Annotated in this window: 19 protein-coding genes and 1 riboswitch; of the genes, 8 read left to right on the top strand and 11 right to left on the bottom strand. The window is 41.9% G+C overall.

The features are described 5' to 3' along the window. Window positions 1-21: 21 nt before the first annotated feature. From argC to MHI46_RS05530, 5 genes are all read right to left on the bottom strand, one after another. Window positions 22-1,059: an N-acetyl-gamma-glutamyl-phosphate reductase gene (gene argC / locus MHI46_RS05550; RefSeq protein ID WP_064498290.1), complete on the bottom strand. Its 1,038-nt coding sequence runs from the start codon at window positions 1,057-1,059 to the stop codon at window positions 22-24. Window positions 1,060-1,196: 137 nt separating this feature from the next. Continuing rightward, window positions 1,197-1,745, bottom strand: a complete 549-nt coding sequence (locus tag MHI46_RS05545; protein WP_126682023.1) for an MFS transporter — start codon at window positions 1,743-1,745, stop codon at window positions 1,197-1,199. After that, window positions 1,742-3,187 (bottom strand): FAD-binding oxidoreductase, encoded by a 1,446-nt coding sequence (locus MHI46_RS05540; protein WP_260775786.1) that lies wholly within the window; start codon window positions 3,185-3,187, stop codon window positions 1,742-1,744. Before MHI46_RS05540 ends, MHI46_RS05545 begins: the two co-directional genes overlap by 4 nt. Before the next feature lie 123 nt (window positions 3,188-3,310). Then, the gene (locus tag MHI46_RS05535; protein WP_024425066.1) at window positions 3,311-3,619 is read right to left on the bottom strand and encodes a metal-sulfur cluster assembly factor; all 309 of its coding nucleotides are present in this window, start codon (window positions 3,617-3,619) and stop codon (window positions 3,311-3,313) included. Window positions 3,620-3,665: 46 nt separating this feature from the next. Next, window positions 3,666-4,451, bottom strand: coding sequence for an alpha/beta fold hydrolase (locus MHI46_RS05530; RefSeq protein ID WP_047201775.1), 786 nt, complete (start codon window positions 4,449-4,451; stop codon window positions 3,666-3,668). 137 nt (window positions 4,452-4,588) lie between these two features. Between MHI46_RS05530 and MHI46_RS05525 the strand changes: the two genes are divergently transcribed. From MHI46_RS05525 to MHI46_RS05515, 3 genes are all read left to right on the top strand, one after another. Then, window positions 4,589-5,401, top strand: a complete 813-nt coding sequence (locus tag MHI46_RS05525; protein ID WP_144464935.1) for a Cof-type HAD-IIB family hydrolase — start codon at window positions 4,589-4,591, stop codon at window positions 5,399-5,401. A gap of 88 nt (window positions 5,402-5,489) precedes the next feature. Further along, the gene (locus MHI46_RS05520; RefSeq protein WP_126682025.1) at window positions 5,490-5,639 is read left to right on the top strand and encodes a competence protein; all 150 of its coding nucleotides are present in this window, start codon (window positions 5,490-5,492) and stop codon (window positions 5,637-5,639) included. Next, the gene (locus MHI46_RS05515) at window positions 5,636-5,827 is read left to right on the top strand and encodes a DUF3813 domain-containing protein (RefSeq protein ID WP_024425070.1); all 192 of its coding nucleotides are present in this window, start codon (window positions 5,636-5,638) and stop codon (window positions 5,825-5,827) included. The genes MHI46_RS05520 and MHI46_RS05515 overlap by 4 nt, the downstream gene beginning before the upstream one ends. Window positions 5,828-5,876: 49 nt before the next feature. Here the strand turns inward: MHI46_RS05515 and MHI46_RS05510 are convergent, their stop codons facing one another. Beyond that, window positions 5,877-6,332 carry a BsuPI-related putative proteinase inhibitor gene (locus tag MHI46_RS05510; protein WP_059374917.1) on the bottom strand — a complete coding sequence of 152 codons (456 nt, stop codon included), beginning with the start codon at window positions 6,330-6,332 and terminating at the stop codon, window positions 5,877-5,879. A 14-nt stretch (window positions 6,333-6,346) separates the two neighbouring features. After that, a complete protein-coding gene (locus MHI46_RS05505) occupies window positions 6,347-7,189 on the bottom strand; it encodes a YitT family protein (protein ID WP_039177740.1) in 843 nt (280 codons plus the stop codon). Between the two features lie 139 nt (window positions 7,190-7,328). Here MHI46_RS05505 and MHI46_RS05500 point away from each other — a divergent pair, with 139 nt between their 5' ends. Next, entirely contained in the window at window positions 7,329-8,180 is an 852-nt protein-coding gene (locus tag MHI46_RS05500) for a DegV family protein (RefSeq protein WP_144491072.1), read from the top strand. A gap of 47 nt (window positions 8,181-8,227) precedes the next feature. Here the strand turns inward: MHI46_RS05500 and MHI46_RS05495 are convergent, their stop codons facing one another. The 3 genes from MHI46_RS05495 to MHI46_RS05485 form a co-directional block, all read right to left on the bottom strand. Continuing rightward, the gene (locus MHI46_RS05495) at window positions 8,228-9,877 is read right to left on the bottom strand and encodes a methyl-accepting chemotaxis protein (protein WP_058838835.1); all 1,650 of its coding nucleotides are present in this window, start codon (window positions 9,875-9,877) and stop codon (window positions 8,228-8,230) included. After that, window positions 9,874-10,851 (bottom strand): BMP family ABC transporter substrate-binding protein, encoded by a 978-nt coding sequence (locus tag MHI46_RS05490; protein ID WP_039177730.1) that lies wholly within the window; start codon window positions 10,849-10,851, stop codon window positions 9,874-9,876. The genes MHI46_RS05495 and MHI46_RS05490 overlap by 4 nt, the downstream gene beginning before the upstream one ends. A 343-nt stretch (window positions 10,852-11,194) precedes the next feature. Next, window positions 11,195-12,043 carry a S1 RNA-binding domain-containing protein gene (locus MHI46_RS05485; RefSeq protein ID WP_212040185.1) on the bottom strand — a complete coding sequence of 283 codons (849 nt, stop codon included), beginning with the start codon at window positions 12,041-12,043 and terminating at the stop codon, window positions 11,195-11,197. 237 nt (window positions 12,044-12,280) lie between these two features. Between MHI46_RS05485 and MHI46_RS05480 the strand changes: the two genes are divergently transcribed. The 4 genes from MHI46_RS05480 (at window position 12,281) to MHI46_RS05465 (ending at window position 19,296) form a co-directional block, all read left to right on the top strand. Next, window positions 12,281-12,772 (top strand): YajQ family cyclic di-GMP-binding protein, encoded by a 492-nt coding sequence (locus MHI46_RS05480; protein WP_012009527.1) that lies wholly within the window; start codon window positions 12,281-12,283, stop codon window positions 12,770-12,772. Window positions 12,773-12,853: 81 nt separating this feature from the next. Continuing rightward, window positions 12,854-12,972, top strand: a riboswitch (SAM riboswitch). Window positions 12,973-13,050: 78 nt separating this feature from the next. Further along, window positions 13,051-14,892, top strand: coding sequence for a bifunctional homocysteine S-methyltransferase/methylenetetrahydrofolate reductase (locus MHI46_RS05475; protein WP_059374916.1), 1,842 nt, complete (start codon window positions 13,051-13,053; stop codon window positions 14,890-14,892). Then, window positions 14,876-18,304 (top strand): methionine synthase, encoded by a 3,429-nt coding sequence (gene metH, locus MHI46_RS05470; protein ID WP_342503159.1) that lies wholly within the window; start codon window positions 14,876-14,878, stop codon window positions 18,302-18,304. Before MHI46_RS05475 ends, metH begins: the two co-directional genes overlap by 17 nt. 134 nt (window positions 18,305-18,438) lie before the next feature. After that, the gene (locus MHI46_RS05465; RefSeq protein WP_342503158.1) at window positions 18,439-19,296 is read left to right on the top strand and encodes a GNAT family N-acetyltransferase; all 858 of its coding nucleotides are present in this window, start codon (window positions 18,439-18,441) and stop codon (window positions 19,294-19,296) included. A 246-nt stretch (window positions 19,297-19,542) separates the two neighbouring features. Here the strand turns inward: MHI46_RS05465 and MHI46_RS05460 are convergent, their stop codons facing one another. After that, a complete protein-coding gene (locus tag MHI46_RS05460; RefSeq protein WP_144491068.1) occupies window positions 19,543-21,357 on the bottom strand; it encodes an IucA/IucC family siderophore biosynthesis protein in 1,815 nt (604 codons plus the stop codon). Window position 21,358: the final 1 nt, after the last annotated feature.

The following is a 21,358-nucleotide window of genomic DNA, read 5'->3' as shown; positions in this document are numbered from 1 at the left end:
TTTGTTGTCTCCCCTGTTCTCTTATGGATAAAGAGGTGTCATTGTGAGGCCCGCCTCTTCATGTAAGCCTTTGATGATGTTGAAGTTTTGAACCGCTTGGCCGGCCGCGCCTTTCATGAGATTGTCTATGACCGACACGATTGTAAGTCTCCCTGTTCGCTCATCTAAATGAAAGCCAATATCACAGAAGTTACTGCCATATACTTCTTTCGTTTGTGGATAAACGCCGTGATCTCTCACTCTGACAAAATAGGAATCTTCGTAAAAGCCTTTCATTCGCTTCATCAATTCTTCTTTTGTGACATCCGTTTTTAACTGTGTATACATCGTCGCCATAATCCCTCTTGTCATCGGGACAAGATGCGTAGAAAATGTGACGTTCGCCGTCTGCGGATTCCATTCTCTTAATATTTGCTCTATTTCTGGCGTATGCTGATGCTCATTCACCTTATAAATTTTAAAGTTATCGTTTAGTTCTGAAAAATGCGTTCCAAGTGAGGCAGATCGTCCGGCACCGGACACCCCTGTTTTTGCATCTATTATAATCATAGATTCATCGATGACATTCTGTTTGATGAGCGGTGCTAAACCGAGAAGAACTGCGGTAGGAAAGCAGCCCGGATTGGCAATCACTTCAGCTTGTTGAATTTTGTCACGATTCAGTTCGGATAAACCGTACACCGCTTGTTGAACAGATGCTTCATCCGCTGCCCTTCGTTTATACCAAGCTTCATAGGTGTCTCCATCTTGAATGCGCAAATCACCTGATAAATCAATGATCGGCACTCCTTGATTCATAAGCTTTGGCGTCAGTTCACTTGATACGCCTGCTGGAGTCGCTAAAAACACAGCATCTGTCTCTTGCACAATAGCAGCCGGATCAATGGCTTTTAATGTTTGGTCAGTAATCGTTGTTAGATGTGGATAAGATTGACTGTATGATTGCCCATCACCACTTGATGAATACAATATACATTCCTCCACATGCGGGTGATGCTTGAAGATACGAACCAATTCCGCACCACCGTACCCTGTAGCACCTATAATACCTATTTTCAACGTCAATACACCCTCTTGATCTTTGTGAAATTATTTAACATTATAACATGTATAAAAATTAATTCAATTGTATATTTAATATTTGTTTTCATTTTTTTTCAACAAAAAAACCGCATATCTTCATGAGACATGCGGATTTATCTTTCGTTTTTGATATAGATGACCATGAGCGCACTGCATAAATATAATATAGAGCTTGCATAAAAAATGAAGTAAACGGTAAAGAAATCAGCAAACAGGCCCCCAAGCATAATGGCGATGGATGAAAAAAGAGCTGTCCAAAAATGATAGTGACCGACTTCTTTCATTCTTTTGTTCTCTGTTGTGAGGTCCGTGACGAGCAGTTTCTCTCCGTGCTTTTGAAAGCCGCCAAGCGCACCAAGTGCCAGCTGAATCATATACACTTGCTCCACTTCTGTTATATGCGGAAAAAGCAGCAAAAGAAACGCCATACCGAACGAATGAATGATTAAAAAGAGCCGCTTGTCGGTGGTTTCGGGCAGTTTCCCTAAGAGTAAATGAATAAATGCTCCGCTTAAACCAAACAGGCCGTAGGCAAGACCAAACTGTGAATAGCTTGACCCAACATTTTTAATAAAAAGAATGTAAAAAGGGAAAATCAAACTGCTGGCGAAAAACAGCAGACTTTGTGAGTAGACGAACCATTTCATTGCTTTTGCATTCATTGTGTATTGTACCTCTCATAAAAGTAGTTGGTGAACGTGCCATCTGGATCTGCTTGTTTTTTCTTTTGGAAGAATACATCGGTTTTAGGATACGCCCGCTTCATTTGCGCTTTCGTTTGATAAGGCATATACGGTAAGTAATAGCTTCCATCGTGCTGCAGCGTGATATCTGTCATTTTTCGAATGATTCGCTCGGCTTCCGCCTTCTCTTCTTTTTCGAACCCGTAATTCACTAAAAGCACAAGTGCAAACATATCTTGTTTCGCATAGGAGAGATCCGCTTTTTCATTTTTTTGTACATAACGTATTGTGATATTCATTAGATTCAAATCTTCTTGTTGTAAAAAGGATCTCATGTCATCGATGTACGCACGAAAACGGTCAACTGGGACGAAATATTCCTGCAGCACATCTGTGTCGGATTCATTTTCATATTCTAAAAAGGCAGAGTCAGAACGCATCACATTGTTTCTTGTGATCAGCTGATCATTTTGACTTAAGAAATACTTTTTTTGCAAATTCCAGAGCAGATCTTTTCCCATATCAAATCTTCTTGAAAGGCCGAGCATAAATTTCAAAGGCATGACGAGTTGATCTTCTTTCAGTTCTTGATATGATTCAATCCCTTGTTGTGAAGTAAGTGAATAATTCGTCACATACATCTCTTTCAAAAAGTTTGTTTTCGCTGTTGAGATTCTGGCAAGATGCATGCGGACTTCTTTATTGTGTTTGACATGCTTTTGAAAATAATCCGTATACTCATCGTAATCTAGAGAGGTTGTTTCCATTTTATATAGTTCATCTTTTGTTAAAGAAAGTTCAACATCTAAAATGACACCGAATAATCCGTATCCCCCAATGACGGCAGTAAATAAATCATCGCCTGGCTTTACTGTGACAATCTCACCGTCTGCTTTTAACAGCCTGAATGAGCGAACTGTGTCAATGAGTGACCCGTAACGAATGTCACGTCCATGTGCATTTGCACTTAAAGATCCGCCAATTGTAAAGATATTCTGCGATTGCATTACCTTCACAGCAAGACCATATGGATTCACATATTTTTGTATATCATCCCATGTAGCGCCGCTTTGAACCCGAATCGTTTTCTTTTTAGGATCAAACGCTAAAATCTGGCGGAATTCCGTCATATCGAGCACGATGCCGTTTTCATAATATGTGTGGCCGCCCATACTATGCTGTTTACCGGCAATAGAAATCGGCAGGTGTTTTGCTTTTGCTTCTTTCAATACTTCTTTTAACGTGTCTATTTCTTTCCCTTGAACAACTTTTTTGATTTTGACAGGCATGAGATGACTAACATCAGTAAAAGCCTCAAGATCCTGTTTTTTGTGTGTTTGGCCTTCTCGTATAGTGATTGATACAAAAAATGCAGTAGCATATACGATCAAAAGAACGACCCATAGCCATTTTCGTTTCATGATAGGTACTCCGTTCTATAAAATTACATCCATTATATCAAGCCATTCTCTTCCTCCACCTTAATTTTTCATAAAAAAACCTGGCATGAGTTTATCTCATACCAGGCATTATTCATTTTGTGCTTATTGAATACCGAGCGCGATTTTTGCGTATCTTGACATTTTGTCTCGTGTCCAAGGCGGATTCCATACGATGTGAACTTCTGTTTCTTTTACTTCTGGAAGATCACTCAATGCTTTTTTGACTTCATCCACGATAATTGGTGCAAGAGGACAACCCATTGATGTTAAGGTCATGGTGATATCCGCTTTTCCATTCTCATCAAGATCGACATCATAGACAAGTCCAAGGTTGACGATGTCGACATTCAGCTCAGGGTCAATCACCTGTTCTAGGGCGCCTAAAATATTTTCTTTCAATGCTTCATCCATGATATCCACTCCTTTTTCCATTAGTATAACGTACTTTTTCTTATGACTAAACGTTTGTGCTTTTCAGATGAGTCACAAACCAGTCAATCGTTTCAAACATCGCTTGTCTTGAGACCTTATGGCCAGCTTGTCCATCAGTGATAAAGCGAATCAGGTGCGGATCCTGCTTATATTGTGTGGACGCTAACTCATCGTATAGGGATTTTGCGTGCCTGTACGGGACTACAGGATCATTTTCTGCATGCCAGAATAACAGCGGTCTTTTGTTTAATCGATCCGTTTGCAGCGTTAAATCATATGGGCGCAGGGCGTCTAATTGCAGATGAACCTCTTCGTCTGTAATGTCTTTCATCAACCCTTTGTGACGCATGTCCATGATCTGTGCTTTTAGAAACGTCGTATAGTTCGGACTCCCCATCAGGCTGACAGCGGCTTTGATCCAATCATGCTTGGCAAGTGCACCAAAGGTGGTGATGCCGCCCATGGAAGTACCTGCAACGCCTATCAAATCGGCTTCAATCAATTGTTTTTCTTGAAAGTATGTTTTGAGTATATCGATTTCACGAATTTCGTTCAGGACAATTTCCCAGAACTTTGATGCCAGTTCCTCTAAGCTGAGGTTTTCTGATCTTACACCATGATAAGCACAGTCAGGCAAAATGACTCTCATGCCTTTTTCCGCCAGATGGAAGGCGAAGTGTAAATTATGCTCTCGTGCACTTGTAAATCCGTGAATAAAAAATACAAGCGGCAGCGGTTTGTCTTTATTTTCAGCTTTTACGATATGTAAAAATGGAATATCGCGCGTAATTTGCTCATCAATGGTGATCACAGCCTATGAATCCTCCTTTATCATTCACGTCTTTGTTTATTTTAACATGTAGACAACAAAGATGTGATAAAGATACACTATAGAAAGAGGCGCTAACATGAATTGCCTCCTATCACTTACAGATCAAAGGAGATTTTATGGAGACTAAACCTTATCTAATCGCACTTGACCTGGATGGCACATTATTAAAAGATGATAAAACCATTTCTGCGCACACACTTGACGTCATTCAAAAAGTGAGAGACAGCGGGCATCACGTCTGTATATCAACAGGCCGGCCATTTCGATCCAGCTCTCCTTATTATCAGCAATTACAGCTTGATTCACCAATTGTGAATTTTAACGGAGCGTTTGTCCATCATCCTCTTGATGAAAAATGGGGCAGATTTCATACGTCACTTGATCTTCAAGTGGTCAAACAGCTTGTAGACATTAGTGAAGAGTATAAAGTGCACAATGTGTTAGCTGAAGTGTTAGACGATTTGTATTTCCATTATCATGATGAAAAACTCATTGATATCTTTAATATGAATGCAAACAAAGTCACTGTTGGGGACCTAAGGGACAACCTTGGAGAGAATGTGACGAGCGTGTTAATTCATGCAAAAGAAGAGGACGTCGGAGCTATTCGAAGCTATTTATCAGATGTTCATGCAGAAGTGATTGATCACAGGCGCTGGGCTGCCCCGTGGCACGTGATTGAAATCATTAAAACAGGCATGAACAAAGCCGTTGGACTGCAAAAGATCAGTGATTATTACGGTGTTCCTAAGGAGCGGATTGTGGCATTCGGAGATGAAGACAATGATTTAGAAATGCTTGAATTTGCTGGATGCGGTGTGGCAATGGGCAACGGAATTGATGCCGTGAAACATGTCTCAAATGAAGTCACTGATACAAATGAACAAGACGGGATTGCAAAGTTTCTAACGAATTACTTCTCGCTTTAATTTTTCCATTCATACATAGCAGATGGAAGCGGGCATACTACCGTTAGACAGGTTGTCCTGTCAGCTTGTGTAAAGGGGCGGATTCCGAATGGGTAAAAGAAGCAAATCGAAACGCTTTATACAACAAGGTAAAGATTCAGTCAGTCTTCATGATGCACGTTTTCCTTACCGTTCGACACTTGAAGAAGCGGCAGACAGAGGAAATATGAAGACTGATGCTTCTGGAGGTTCATTGTGAGAAACGAACTTTTTGATCAAGCCAAATCATTTACTGAAGAAGCTCTTACTTCTTCATTTTCATCTGGGTTAGAGCGTCAACAGGCAGTCAAACGAGCGAAAAATGCCGTATCCTCTGCATTTGCCAATTCGACAGATGCAGAAAGAAACCAGCTGCATACCTTCCAAGACTTGCTTGATGATCTCTGACATAAAAAAGCTGTCCCATTTAATGGACAGCTTTTTCTAATTCCCATGCTTATTTGACTTGGAATGTTTTCTTCTCCGTGATTTGTTTCAGCCCTTCTGCTTTTCCTTTAAACGTTACAACCGCTTCGTATGTTCCGGGCTTTACACCGTTTGACCACGTGTCTTGAAAATCATAGGCCTCGCCTTTTTTCAGCACAAAAGTTTGGATGGCCTGTGTGAACATACGGTCTTTCGAATAGCGATATTGTTCGTTCCCGTTTTCGTCATACACACTGAGCTCGAATTTTTGGCTTGTGTTAAAGGTAAATTCAATATCTCGATCTGATTCATTTTTCAGTGACATGTTAAATTGAACTGAAGAACCTTTCTGGACGGGGTCTACTGTGAGTAAAACCGTTTTTTCTCCCATTTGACCGGAAACCTCCTTGTCTGGTTCATCCTTTTTTTGTTGTCCACAAGCGGCTAAAAACAATAGAATGAGAAGAAGTACCAACCCTTTTTTCATCTGCTACCCACCTTTTAATCTCGTCTGAAAAATCCAAGAATATTGGTTGTCTGTACAATATTTGTAAAGGCTTTTGGATCGACTTCTTTAATAATTTGTTCAAGTTCATACAACTCATACCTTGTAATGACGATCACCATCATTTCCTTTTGCTCGTTGGTGAATGCGCCTTTTGCAGGTACAGTCGTAATACCTCTGACCATTTTTCCGTAAATGGCTTCTTTGATTTCATCTGCTTTTTTCGTCACAATCATCGCGGTCAGCTTCTCATGTCTTGTATGGATGGCATCAATGACCCTTGTGGTCACATATAATGTGACAAGCGTATATAATGCTTTCTCCCAACCTTGTAATAATCCTGCTGTAAAAATGATGATTCCATTTAAAATGAAGAAATACGTGCCAACTGGTTTGTCTTTCCATTTTGCTAATACCATAGCAACGATGTCGAGTCCACCTGTCGATGCCCCGTATTTGAGCGTGATCCCAATCCCTACGGCGGATATGACACCGCCAAACACAGCATTTAATAAAATATCATGGGAAACACTCGTTTCTGGTAAAACGCCAAGGAAAATGGTTGTTAGTGCAACACTGATGATGCTGTACAAAGTAAAGGAACGGCCAACTTTCATCCAGCCTAAAATGCCGACTGGAATGTTTAAAATAAATAATAGAATCCCTGTTGATACATAAAATGGCGCATATTGATCGATTAAGCTGGATAGCAGCTGGGCTACCCCTGTAAAACCGCTCGCATATACGTCAGCTGGGATTAAGAATAAATTCAGTCCAATCGCATTGAGTAATGCACCAATTACGACGACAATGAGTTTTTTTGCTTCTCCAATGAACATGTTGTCATTCCTCCACTTACCATTCTCTCTATGGTTTTCCCTAAAATTTAGAATTTGAACACGAAAAGATGATTTCTATGATATAGTTAGGCTAAAAAGATGTAAAATATGGCTTATTTTTTAGAAAGAAGGGATTTATATGACTGTTCATATCATAGCAGACAGTGCTGCTGATCTGCCTCTTTCTTATTATGATGAACATAACATAACACTCATTCCGCTCCGCGTGTTGCTTGGCGAGCAGGAATTTGAGGATTTGATCACCATTGAACCAAAACAAGTATTTGATGCGATGAGACAAGGAGCCAGTCCAAAAACGTCACAGGCTTCACCAAACCGAATCAAGGAAGCCTTTGTCTCTGCCGCTCAAACCCATACATCTGCCATCTATGTCGCTTTTTCATCAGAGCTTTCAGGTACATATCAGACAGCTATGATGATGGCAAATGAAGTGAAGGAAGAATATCCTGATTTTGATTTACGAATCATTGATTCTAAATGCGCTTCACTCGGCTATGGGCTTGCTGTCAAACACGCTCAATCACTTGCCATTGACGGAAATACAATACAAGAAATTGAAACGTCTGTAAAGCATTTTTGTGAATCTTTACAACATATTTTTACTGTAGACGATTTAACGTATTTAGCAAGAGGCGGAAGAATCAGTAAAGCGTCCGCATTTGTTGGCGGTTTGTTAAGCATTAAACCCATTTTACATGTCGAAGATGGAAAACTCATCCCACTAGAAAAAATCCGCGGACGTAAAAAGCTGCTGAAACGTATTATTGAACTAATGAAAGAACGCGGAACGGATTGGCCTAATCAAACGGTTGGCATTAGTCATGGTGATGATCCTGCACTTGCAGAAGACATGAAACAACTGATTGAAGACGAATTTCATCCTAAAGAAATTGATGTTCATATCATCGGCGCCGCTGTGGGGTCCCATTCAGGACCTAGCACGCTTGCGATCTTTTTTACAGGCAAATGATCATAAAAAGCACCCTTCCCTGACACAACACGGGAAGGGTGCTTTTCTTATGAAAGTTTAAATCGCTGGACGGTTTCATTTAACCTTGCCGTCATACTCATCAATTCTTCGACTTGTTTGTTCATTTGATGGAACGATTGCAGCTGTTCATTGGCTGAGGCAGAAATTTCTTCGCTGCCAGCTGCTGTTTCTTCTACTACTGCACTAATATTTTCAATCGAGTGCAGTACTTGTCCGCCAAGTTCTGTTGATTGGATAATTTGGTCATTTAAGACCGCCATTTCTTGTTTAATATGCTGCGCTTTTGTTTCTATATCTTCAAAGGAGTGTGAGGTTTTGTCCATCGCATCCTGCTGCTGAAGTGAAAGCTTGACCCCTTCTTGAACCGTTTGACTAATGGATTGAATCCCTCTTTCAATATGACTGACCATGTCAAAAATTTGTCTTGTTGCATTTGACGATTCATCGGCAAGCTTGCGAATTTCATCTGCTACAACGGCAAAGCCTTTTCCAGCTTCGCCTGCCCTTGCCGCTTCAATGGCTGCGTTTAAGGAAAGTAAGTTTGTTTGATCCGCAATGTCAGAAACCGTTTTGGCCATGGCCGAGATTCCGCTGGCGTATTGCGTGAATTCTCCTGCTGATTCTTCGATTTGTCTCGTGGCATGTGTATTTTTTTCAATCGCTGATTTTGTTTCTGTTAACGTGTGCTTTCCGCTTTCTACGGCTTCAATGGCATCCTCTGTACTGCGGATGACCGTTTGTGAGCGTTCAGAATTTTTACGTCCATGCTGGTCCATTTTCTCAATCAAGCTGACGCCATGCTGGAGATCTTCTGAAATCGCTTGTGACCCATTGGCCATTTCGTCTGTTGAGACAGATACTTGATTGGCAGATTCCATCATCTTTTTATTTTCATCATTCAGGTGGATCGAGAATGTCTCTACTCGGCTTGAGACATGGCTAATTTCTTTAATCAAACTAATCAACTGATCTGTCATTTGATTAAAGGATTCATTCAAGCCGCCGATTTCATCCTTACGCTGAATATCTGTCCGCTCCACAGCAAGATTCCCTTCTGCGATCTGCTTTGCTCTGTAGGATAGTGATTTGATAGGTGTCACGATGGATCGCGTTAACCCCATATTCAAAAAGACGGCAATGACAATCAGTGTGAGGGCTGAGACGAGTGCACTTGTAATAATCCATTGTACATTGTCTGCTGCATCCTCTAGATTTTGTTTATACGCTTCTTCTGCTCTTTTATTCATCGTATGCACATCGTTTAAAACGCCATCAATTCTTGCTGCCACACGTCTTGCATCCGAGGCGTTTTTTTCGCCAATGGCATTGTTGGCTTCTTTGGTCCATGTGTCATATTTTGAATTTAACCTTGTTAATGCCTCTTTGTTCAAATTTCCTGCATGCTTGTTTAACGTTTGCAGCTGTTTTTTTGCTGTAGAAATATCGTTTTGAACGATCTCTAGCTGTTCATCTGAAAGTGTCATCGAATAATTGGTCATCGCTTGCTCGACACTTTCAAAGCTTGCCTTCGTTTTTTGTACGTTTAATAAGGTTTGGACATCTGCTTCATTTGATGATTGGATCTTTGTCATGCTGACAATGATAAAGGCGATGACGCCAACTGCTAAAAGAAGTGAGATAAGTGAGTTGAGTAAAATTTTGACGCGTAAGCTCATGATGCGCCCCCCTCTTCTTTTAGAAGCGTCTGCTTCAGACCATTTAATTTTTTGGTCAGTGTCTCAGCATTTTTTAAGATCCGGATTTTTGCCATATCGATTCCATCATTGCTTAAGTCATAGACAACATGTCCGCTTTTAATTTGATTGTTCTTGACGACCTGTTCGCTGAATTGATAGACCACTTCATCGACTTTTTTTACCATAGATGAAATCACAGCTTTTTCTGCAGTATAGTACTGATCGCTGTCAACACCAATGGCATATTTGCCTTGCGATTGCGCTTCTTTTAATACACCAACACCTGAATAACCGGCTGCAGCATATAAAACGTCTGCTTTCTTTTTGATCATATCTTTGGCTATTTTACCGCCCTTGCCTGCATCACTAAATGTACCGGCATAGGTAGATAAGATTTTGATTTTTGGATTGACTGATTTAGCGCCTTTTTGGAACCCTTTTTCAAAACGATGAATGACGTCTGCATCAACACCGCCAACAAATCCAATGACATCGCTTTTCGTTGTCATCGCAGCAAGTGCACCTGCTAAATAGCTGCCTTCCTCTTCTTTAAACGTCACAGAGGTCACATTTTTCAGCTCAGATACGGCATCGATCAGAAGAAACTGCTTCTTCGGATATTTCTTTGCGACTTTTTCTAGGTCTTCTTGCATACTAAAACCTACACCGATAATAAGATCATTACCATCTTTTACGAGTTCTGTCAGCCCTTTTTCATATGTATCAGTTTCTGCAATTTCTCTATAATCAAATTCAATGCCAAGCTCATCACGTGCTTTTTCTAATCCTTTAAATGATGAATCGTTAAATGATTGATCACCAAGACCATCATCTGTGAGCATAACGCCAATATGCTTCGCAGTTGATTTTGGCGACCCCTCCTGTTGATTACCGCATGCGGCGAGCACCATAAGCATGGCTGCCATCAGAAGCAATGAAATCTTCACTTTCATCCAAAAACACACTCCTTTTATCATCCTTACTCCTTTTTTATCGGATTTGAGGGGCGTTGTTTCAATGATATAGTGAAGGTTTTCATGACTTTTTTCATAGAAAAAATCCATTATTTAAGACAAAAATAAAAAAGTGAGCAAATGCTCACTTTTAGATCATTGACAAAGGGCTAAAATGAACTTTATTTTAGAACTTTGTCTTCTTTTCAGCGTGACCTGAAAACCTTTGCAGCCCTAGGAGGGACGAGTACCGGAGCGGAGCGAATTTGACATTCGTGAGCACCGGCACGCAGGACTGACACCGAATGCGAGGGTTTGTCTGCACGCTGAAGTGAGCAAATGCTCACTTTTTCTCGTATGTCCAGCCTTCTTTTTGATAAACGAGATCATTTTTCATCAGATGACCTAGTGCTCGTTTAAAGGCTGCTTTGCTCATTTGAAATCTTTCGCGGATATCCTCTGGATCACTTTTGTCTCCGTAAGGCATGGCGCCGTTTCTTGTTCTCATATAGGTTAAAATTTCTTCTGCATCGACAGATAATGCATCCTGTTTTCTAGGAAGAAGAGAAACGTTCACGGTTCCATCCTCTTTCACTGCAATAACGCGTCCTGTAACGGTCGATCCTAGTCTTGGTTCTTCCTTTCGTTCCGTGCGGTGAATAAACCCTCGCACGCCTGTTTCTGTCAGCATAAAAGAACCTGTCGCAATTAAACGATAGATTGTTCCAGTAATTTCTTTGTTCATTAAGGTTTCTGGTGCCTCAGTAAACAATTCACTGATCACGTCTTCTGTGGCTGGTTTTGCGAACATTCTGCCGTAACTTGTGACTTTCAGCATACAGTAGAGTTTGTCTCCTTTTTTCGGCCATGCTTCCTCAAATGGCGGAAGGTGTTCTGTTGCCACAAGTGCATCCTTTGACAGTCCAACATCGACAAATGCGCCCATGTCTTCTACCACGTCTACAACTTCTACCCAGCCATATGTATGTGCGTTAATTGTAGGAATTTTCATTGTGGCAGCGAGTCTTTCTTCATGATCTACATATAAATAGACCTCTACTTCATCTCGGTCATCAAGATCCTCTGTCATTTCACTGCGGTGCAGGAGAACCGAATCTTCACCATCTGTCAAAAAGTAGCCGTATTCCATTTCGTTCTCTATTTGCAAGGTCAGTTGCTCACCTGGTCTCATGTTCTCTTCCTTCCTATCTGCCCATAAAAGAGCGTTCGTTCATCTTTTGATTCACTTTATTCTACTATACTTCTCCCCGCATGAACATCTCTAGTTCTGTTAGCTAAAGTGGACAAACTGGTCACGATTTATACCGCAGCCGGCTGAACTCTTTGCCTCATCTCTTCGATAAAGTTTCTTCTTCGCCTATTGGCATGATAAAATAGATGCAATATCAATACTTGGAGGTCATGTGTCATGGCAAAAGAAAGCTCATTTGACATTGTATCGAAGGTCGAACTGCCTGAGGTGCAAAACGCTGTTCAAGCAGCGCTGAAAGAAATTAAAAACCGTTATGATTTTAAAGGAAGTAAAAGTGATATTTCTCTCGAAAAAGAAGAACTTGTTCTCATTTCTGATGATGACTTCAAGCTTGAGCAGCTAAAAGATGTACTTGTGACAAAGCTGATCAAACGAAATGTGCCAACTAAAAACATCGATTACGGAAAAACCGAGCATGCTCTTGGCGGTACAGTACGCCAGCGTGCGAAGCTGATCAGCGGGATTGATCAAGACAACGCTAAAAAGATCAACGCACTCATCAAGCAGTCTGGCATCAAAGTGAAATCACAATTTCAGGATGACCAAGTGCGTGTGACAGGGAAAAATAAAGATGATTTACAAGAGGTTATTTCTCTTATGCGTAAGGCTGATTTGCCGATTGATGTCCAATTTATAAATTTTCGATAAATTTCAAATTTTCCATTGATTATTTCTGCATTTTTCGTTACAGTTGATGGAAGTTCAATTCATTGACATGTTCATATTGCTTTCTTATCAAGAGAGGCAGAGGGACTGGCCCTGTGAAGCCTCAGCAACCGGTGTAGTAGAAATCTATTTTCTATGACCAAGGTGCTAAATCCAGCAAGCAACTGCTTGGAAGATAAGGAGAAGAATTACGATACAGCCAAAAAGTCTTCTTCTTATCAGAAGGCTTTTTTTGTTACATAGAAATAAGGAGGAATACAATGGGCCTATTACAAGACTTACAAAATCGCGTGCTGATAGCTGATGGAGCGATGGGAACACTTTTATACTCTTACGGCATTGACCGCTGTTTTGAAGAATTAAATTTATCGAAAGAGGATGAAGTGAAACGCGTGCACGAAGCATATGTGCAGGCAGGCGCTGACATCATCCAAACGAACACATACGGTGCGAATTATATTAAACTATCCCGCTACGGCTTAGAGGAAGAAACGAAACGCATCAATACAAAAGCGGTACAAATTGCAAAAGCAGCCGCTGGCTCTGCTTATGTTCTCGGAACAATTGGCGGCATTCGAACGTTTAACAAAAATGCCTACTCTATAGAAGAAATCAAACGAAGCTTTAGAGAGCAGCTGTACATCCTATTAAATGAAGAGCCTGACGGATTATTGCTTGAAACGTATTATGACATAGAAGAAGCGAAGGCTGTTCTCCAAATTGCTCGCAAAGAAACGACTCTCCCGATTGTCATGAATGTCTCTATGCATGAACAAGGCGTTTTGCAGGATGGTACCCCGCTGAAGGATGGTTTATCTGAGTTATCATCTCTTGGTGCAGATGTCGTCGGCATCAACTGCAGGCTGGGCCCTTATCACATGATTCAGGCACTCGAAGGCGTTCCACTTTTAGAAAATTCGCATTTATCTGTCTATCCTAACAGCAGTCTCCCCTCTCTTGAAGAAGGCAGACTCGTCTATGATACTGATAACGATTATTTCCGAAAAAGTGCACTTGAATTTAGAAATCAGGGCGCACGCATTATCGGAGGCTGCTGTGGAACAACACCTCAACATATTAGCGCAATGGCTGAAGCGGTCAAAGATTTAGCACCGATTACTGAAAAAGAAGTGAAGGTGTTAAAAGAAGAAATCATTTCCATCCAAGATCAGCGCACTGAACCAGGTCTTGATGAGCTGGCTGTGAAAAAACGATCGATTATCGTAGAGCTCGATCCACCGAAGAAGCTGAACTTCGAAAGATTTCTCGTCGCTGCAAATGAATTAAAGAATGCTGGCATTGATGCGTTGACTTTAGCCGATAATTCTCTAGCGACTCCGCGCATTAGCAATGTCGCTTGCGGCGCATTATTAAAGCAGCAGCTTGATATGCGTTCTCTTGTTCATATCACATGCCGCGACCGTAATTTGATTGGGCTACAATCCCATTTAATGGGGCTCGACACCCTTGGATTAACCGATATTTTAGCGATCACAGGCGATCCATCTAAAATTGGAGACTTCCCAGGTGCAACATCTGTCTATGATTTAACCTCCTTTGATTTGATTCGTCTCATCAAGCAATTTAATGAAGGCCTTTCTTTCTCAGGAAAGCCTCTTGGCAAAAAGACCAATTTTTCAGTGGCTGGCGCGTTTAACCCAAATGTGCGTCATATAGATAAAGCGGTCAAACGTCTTGAGAAAAAAATCGAATACGGCGCTGATTATTTTATTTCACAGCCTGTTTATTCTGAAGAACAGCTTGTGAAAATTCATGAGGAAAGCCGCCACTTGGATAAACCTATTTACATCGGCATTATGCCGTTAACAAGCAGCCGAAATGCAGAGTTTATTCATCACGAAATTCCCGGCATCAAATTATCTGATTCTATTCGTGACATTATGGCTAAGGCTGGCGAGGATAAAGAAAAGCAGCGAGCAGAAGGTTTAGCGATTGCTCGCTCTTTATTAGATACAGCCTGCGAATTGTTTAATGGCATTTATTTAATTACTCCTTTCCTTCGATCAGATTTAACAGCAGAACTGACCACCTACATCCATCAGAAAGAAAAGGAGTCTAACATCCATGTCAACTATCACTGAACAGCTCAAAAAACGCATCCTCGTCCTTGATGGTGCAATGGGCACAATGATTCAAAACGCCAACCTGACAGCAGAGGACTTTGGCGGAGAAGAGTATGAGGGCTGTAACGAGTATTTGAATATGACAGCCCCTCACATCATCCGTGCGATCCATAGGGAATACCTCGAAGCAAGTGCCGATCTCATTGAAACAAATACGTTCGGCGCGACAAAGCTCGTCCTTGATGAATATGGGCTTGGCCACCTTGCCTATGAACTCAATGTTCGAGCTGCACAGCTGGCAAAGGCTGAAGCAGACCGTTTCTCCACACCGGATAAGCCACGTTTTGTTGTAGGCGCAATGGGCCCAACAACGAAAACATTATCTGTAACAGGCGGCACAACCTTCAGTGAGCTCGTCAGAAACTATGAAGAACAGGCCCGCGCTCTAATTGACGGAAAGTGTGATGCCCTTCTTTTAGAAACAAGCCAAGACATGCTGAATGTAAAAGCTGGTTTCAAAGGAATTCAGGAAGCCTTTCAGAAGGCAGGCATTCAATTACCACTCATGGTATCAGGAACGATTGAACCGATGGGCACCACCCTTGCTGGTCAGGATATCGAAGCCTTTTATATCTCTCTTGAGCATATGAAACCCATCAGTGTGGGCCTGAACTGTGCGACTGGTCCAGAATTTATGACAGACCACATCCGCACGCTCTCCTCCATCGCAAAGTCAGCGGTGAGCTGCTATCCGAATGCTGGTCTCCCAGATGAAGAAGGCCAATATCATGAATCCCCTGCTTCTCTTGCTAAAAAAATCGCCGCCTTTGCTAAGGAAGGCTGGTTAAATATTGTCGGCGGCTGTTGCGGAACGACACCTGCACATATTCAAGCATTGTCAGATGAAGTACGCACGATTCAGCCGCGTCATATCACTCGCGAATCACCGCAGCATACCGTATCAGGAATTGAGCCCCTTATTTATGAGGATTCAATGCGTCCTCTTTTTGTAGGCGAACGGACCAATGTCATTGGTTCTCGCAAATTCAAACGGCTCATTGCGGAACAAAAGTTTGAAGAAGCAGCAGAAATTGCTCGTGCTCAGGTGAAAAATGGCGCTCACGTCGTTGATGTGTGTCTCGCCGATCCAGACCGTGATGAGGCAGCAGACATGGAAGGCTTTTTACAAGAAGCGATGAAAAAGGTGAAAGCTCCTTTTGTCATTGATTCAACGGATAAACACGTGATTGAAAAGGCACTCACCTATTCTCAAGGGAAAGCCATCATCAATTCTATTAATCTTGAGGATGGCGTGGAACGTTTTGAAGAGATTCTACCTCTTGTGAAGCTATATGGCGGTGCACTTGTTGTTGGCACAATTGATGAAATAGGAATGGCTGTGACAGCAGAACGAAAGCTTGAAATTGCTATACGTTCGCATGATTTGTTAACGAAGAAATATGGAATTCCTGCAAGTGACATTATTTTTGATCCGCTTGTCTTTCCTGTAGGCACTGGAGACGAGCAATATATTGGCGCCGCTGAAGAAACGATCAAAGGCATTAAAATGATCAAGGAAACCCTGCCCGAGTGCCTCACCATTTTAGGCATCAGCAATGTATCTTTCGGACTTCCGCCTGTTGGCAGAGAAATCTTAAATGCCGTCTATTTGTATCACTGCGTGCAAGCAGGACTTGACTATGCCATCGTGAATACGGAAAAGCTTGAGCGCTTCGCATCCATTCCAAAGGAAGAAATCAAACTAGCTGAAACCTTGCTTTATGAAACAAATGACCAAACACTGGCTGAATTCACCCAGTTTTACCGCGGCAAAAAGAAAACGGAGAAAAAACCAAAGGTCTCCTTATCACTTGATGAAAGGCTGGCGCTCTACGTCGTCGAAGGAACGAAAGAAGGTCTCATCGATGATTTATCCCTTGCTTTGGAGCAATATGAATCGCCGCTTCATATTATCAATGGTCCGTTAATGCAGGGAATGGCTGAGGTTGGTCGTCTTTTTAATCAAAACGAACTGATTGTCGCCGAGGTGCTTCAATCAGCAGAGGTCATGAAAGCATCTGTTTCGTTCCTTGAGCAATATATGGAAAAGCAGCATGCCAGCGGGAAAGGAAAGATTCTTCTTGCGACCGTAAAAGGAGATGTCCATGATATCGGGAAAAACCTTGTAGACATCATTTTGAGCAATAACGGCTTTCAAGTAGTCGACCTCGGCATCAAGGTGACACCTCAAACATTGATTGAAGCTGTGCAAAAGGAAAAACCAGATATGATCGGATTATCAGGCTTACTTGTAAAGTCCGCACAGCAAATGGTATTAACCGCTCAGGATTTACAAAAGGCCAATATTTCTGTTCCTATTTTGGTCGGCGGTGCTGCCCTTTCTCGCAAATTTACGAAAATGAAAATTTCGCCTCATTATGATGGACCTGTTCTTTATGCAAAAGATGCCATGGACGGTCTGTCATTAGCCAATGAGTTAAAAGCGAATCCACTGCAATTTCAAACAAAGCCCGAAGAGGAGCAAGTGGCACCTTTCAAGGAGAAAGAAGGAAAGCAGCCGAAAGCTGTCATTGAATTACTAGAAAAACGCGCAGCCCTTCCTCAGGCACCGGTATTTACGCCAGAAGATACCGCACGCCATTATGTGAGGGACATCGATTTGCATCATATTATGCCTTATGTGAATGAACAAATGCTCATTGGTCATCATCTCGGTTTAAAGGGAAAGGTCAAAACCTTATTAGCTGAACAGCACCCAAAAGCATTGGAATTAAAACAGCTTGTCACGGATCTTCTAAACGAAGGCAGAGAGAAAAACTGGTTTGCGCCAGCATTTGTGTATCAATTCTTCCCTGCCGGTTCAGACGGAAATGATTTGCATATTTATGATCCCAAAAAGCCTGACCGCATCATTGAAACGTTCCAATTTCCAAGGCAGGAGAAGCTCCCGTACCGCTCCATTTCTGATTATGTACGGAAAAGTGATGAAAACGAGAAAGATTATATTGCCTTATTCGCCGTCACAGCTGGCGCGCGTATACGTGAAGTCGCGCAGCAATTTAAGCAGGAAGGAGATTATTTAAAAATGCATGCTGTCCAAGCTCTGGCACTTGAGCTTGCAGAAGGATTAGCTGAAAGAACCCACCAAGTGATTCGTGACAAATGGGGCTTCCCTGACCCAGTCGATTTTACAATGGAAAAACGATTCCAAGCGAAATATCAAGGGCAGCGCTATTCCTTTGGTTATCCAGCGTGTCCAAATCTTGAGGACCAAGAAAAGCTGTTCAAGCTGCTTCAGCCCGAAAAAATCGGCATCCATCTGACAGAAGGATTCATGATGGAACCTGAAGCATCTGTTTCAGCGATCGTCGTCTCCCACCCTGAAGCTCGATATTTTAATGTTCATTAAGTCTAGAACCTCCGTGATTGGGGGTTCTTTTTTGATACACGCTGAGAGGAAAAGGATCTCCCTTTTCCTTTTTCTTATGCTTTCTTATGGTACGATACATATAGATGAAATCAGCTAAGAAGGAGTTGCGTGTATTGGAAAACGTTGTACAACGAACTTTAACACTCGATGACATACCCGATCTTATCGCATTGTCAAAAGAGGTCGACTGGCCTGATTACAATGCGGATGAGCTTACATCTCTTTTAACAAACGGATATTTTACTGGTTTTTCAACAACAGATGGAAAAGTCATCTCATGTGCGGGACTTTTCCAATATGATAAAGCAGCATCAATTGGTGCTGTGATTGTATCTGAGACGCATCGCGGCTTAGGCCTTGCACGGAAAATGATTGACACCCTGCTTCGCCGGAGCAATCAAAGCGTTCCTGTCGTTTTAACCGCTACTGTACAAGGACAGCCCGTTTATGAAAAAATCGGATTTCAAACGGCCGGCTATATTCATACATACAAAGCACAGACCACGAATCCATCAGCTTTTCGTGTGTCAGGCGGGATTCACCTTTCTCCTGCTGATGAAGCGGACCTCCCGTCTATTGAAGCACTTGACGAAAAAGGTGCAGGCACCAATCGATCTAGCTTTATAAGAAAGCGAATGGAACGAGCATCGTTCCGGCTGATCGCACAGAATGAACATCATGAAACAACTGGCTTTGCATTTGGCATCGAAACCCCAGCTAATCTCATGATTGGACCGCTTACAGCAAACGATGAACAAACCGCTCTCTCGCTCATCCAATCACTCATCTCGTCTTATTCAGGGGCAATTCGTTTAGATATGCAGCAAGAAACTGCTGAACGCCTGCATGAAACACTTGTTGAAGCAGGATTTACGAAAACAAACGTAGCCCATTTTATGATGATTCGCGGAAAAGAAAAACTAAATGATCCCGCCCTATTCTATTTCCTTGCCTCTCAAGCATTTTCTTAAAAAACAAACAAGCTGTAGACACTTGATGTCTACAGCTTCAGATTGTTGACAAAGGGCTAAAATGATCTTTATTTTAACCCTTTGTCTTCTTTTCAGCGTGATAGAAAACCTTTGCAGTCTAGGAAGGGCGAGTACCGGCGCGGAGCGAATGTGACATTCGTGAGCACCGGCACGCAGACCTGACACCGAATGCGAGGGTTTGTCTACACGCTGAGCTGTAGACACTTGATGTCTACAGCTTTTTTATTACTTCTCTCCAACTGACGAAAGAACATGAGCGAGTGCATTTGTGACCTTCCCATGCTCTGATGCATGCGGGCGGTCATCTCCATCTCCATAGCCATAATCAATCATTCGATTACGATTTAAGCAAAGCTTTGTCAGCTTCGGCTGGAATAGATCAAATAATTCAAAACGGTCTTTTAGCTGCGGGAATTGATTTTGATACTGCTGAATTTCATCAGCAAGCAAACGCCAAAGAGTCGTTTCATCTAACAGATCGTGATTGTCTAATACGTTGGATACATAGCGCAGATTGCAAATAAATAATCCTGTAAAGATAAATTGTACTAGACCTTCTGGCGGCTCACTGCGCAGCACTTCTTTTAAATCTTCTTCTAGTGAAGCTAATTCAGGCAGCGGCTGGTCACTTATATTCACATCATCAACGAAATCTTTGATCGCTAAACGATGCGGCTGATGATTTTTTAACACAAGAATCGTATTTTGACCATGCGGTGAAAAGACTGTGCCGTATTGATACATAAAGTGCAAAAGCGGCGGCATCACGACATGGAAAAACTTCGCCATCCATTCTTTTGCGGAGAGACCTGATTTTTCAATCAGCTGCTTGATATACGGCTCACCTTCATGATCCTCATAAGTGAGTGCCGCAAGTGTAACAGGGCTTTCCCCTTCTTCTAAGTACGTATAAATGCTTTCTCTAAAAATGACACCGAGCATCTCGAGATATTGATACGGCGCACCAGGCAGTTTGCTGTAGTATGGATGATCGACATTGATACTTGCATTCTCACCTGGTAAAATGACGCGGCACACATCAGATAAAAATGAGTCTTGATCCGCAATCCCTTTAATATGTGCTGTAATGCGCGGGGCAATGACCGTACGTTCTGATGGGAGTCCACGGTACACAAGTGTATTTAAAATACTCATTGGCAGTTTAATATGATGCTTGCCTTTATTTGAGATATTTGTAAAGGTTCTGATCGACTGCTGCGGGATATATTGATCCAGCCCCTCTCCTAAATACACAATCCGGCGCAAGGCCAAATCTTCCGGAAAATGCTGAATAATCATATGCGTCCATTGCCACTGATGAACAGGCATCATATAATAGTCAGCTGCATTCAGTCCTTCATCCTTTAACACACGTTGAAATTGACGAATCGTGACTTCATCTAATTCTTTGGCGATTACCTGTTCATAGTTTTCATGATCGACTGCATGGAATGTCGCAAGCTCCCTGTGAACAGCAATCCAAGACAGCTGCACACATTCTTGACGTTCTGGTGCATAGGCTAAGTAATCATCGTAGCTGAATCCTATACGCCCTTTGTTATACACAATCCAAGGATGGCCTGTCATTTCTCCTTCAATCCATGCATAATCCGTATCTGTCAGCTCATCCGCACGAAGTGCTTTTTTCGACAGCAAATGGACATCGGCTAACAAAGTATGGTGAAGCTCTTTGATAAGATGGCCTGTTGTGTCAGAGGACATTGGAATGATCGGCTGAATGTCTAGTAAAAACACAATGGCACTGACATCCTTTGACCACTTTCCATCCTGACAGTACTCAATTGATTCAGCGATTGTATCAAAACTATCAAACAACCGAGGTTTTGCCAGATAACGATATTTCTTATGTTCATGAATGATTAATTCATACTGGGCAATGCCATCCTTACGATCTAACTCGACAGGATGAAGCATGTCCTCATACATGTATTCGGACAGCATTTTTGCCACCATTCTCTGGTTTGCCTTTTTCCAAGCAGCAGGATTCACCGCTTTTTTCAATTCGTCTTGTACACTCATC

This window comes from Bacillus sp. FSL K6-1000, assembly GCF_038630785.1.
GTDB classification, from domain to species: domain Bacteria; phylum Bacillota; class Bacilli; order Bacillales; family Bacillaceae; genus Bacillus; species Bacillus safensis.
Note: the sequence above shows the minus strand (reverse complement) of the source record. Positions and strands in the feature narration are given on the sequence as shown.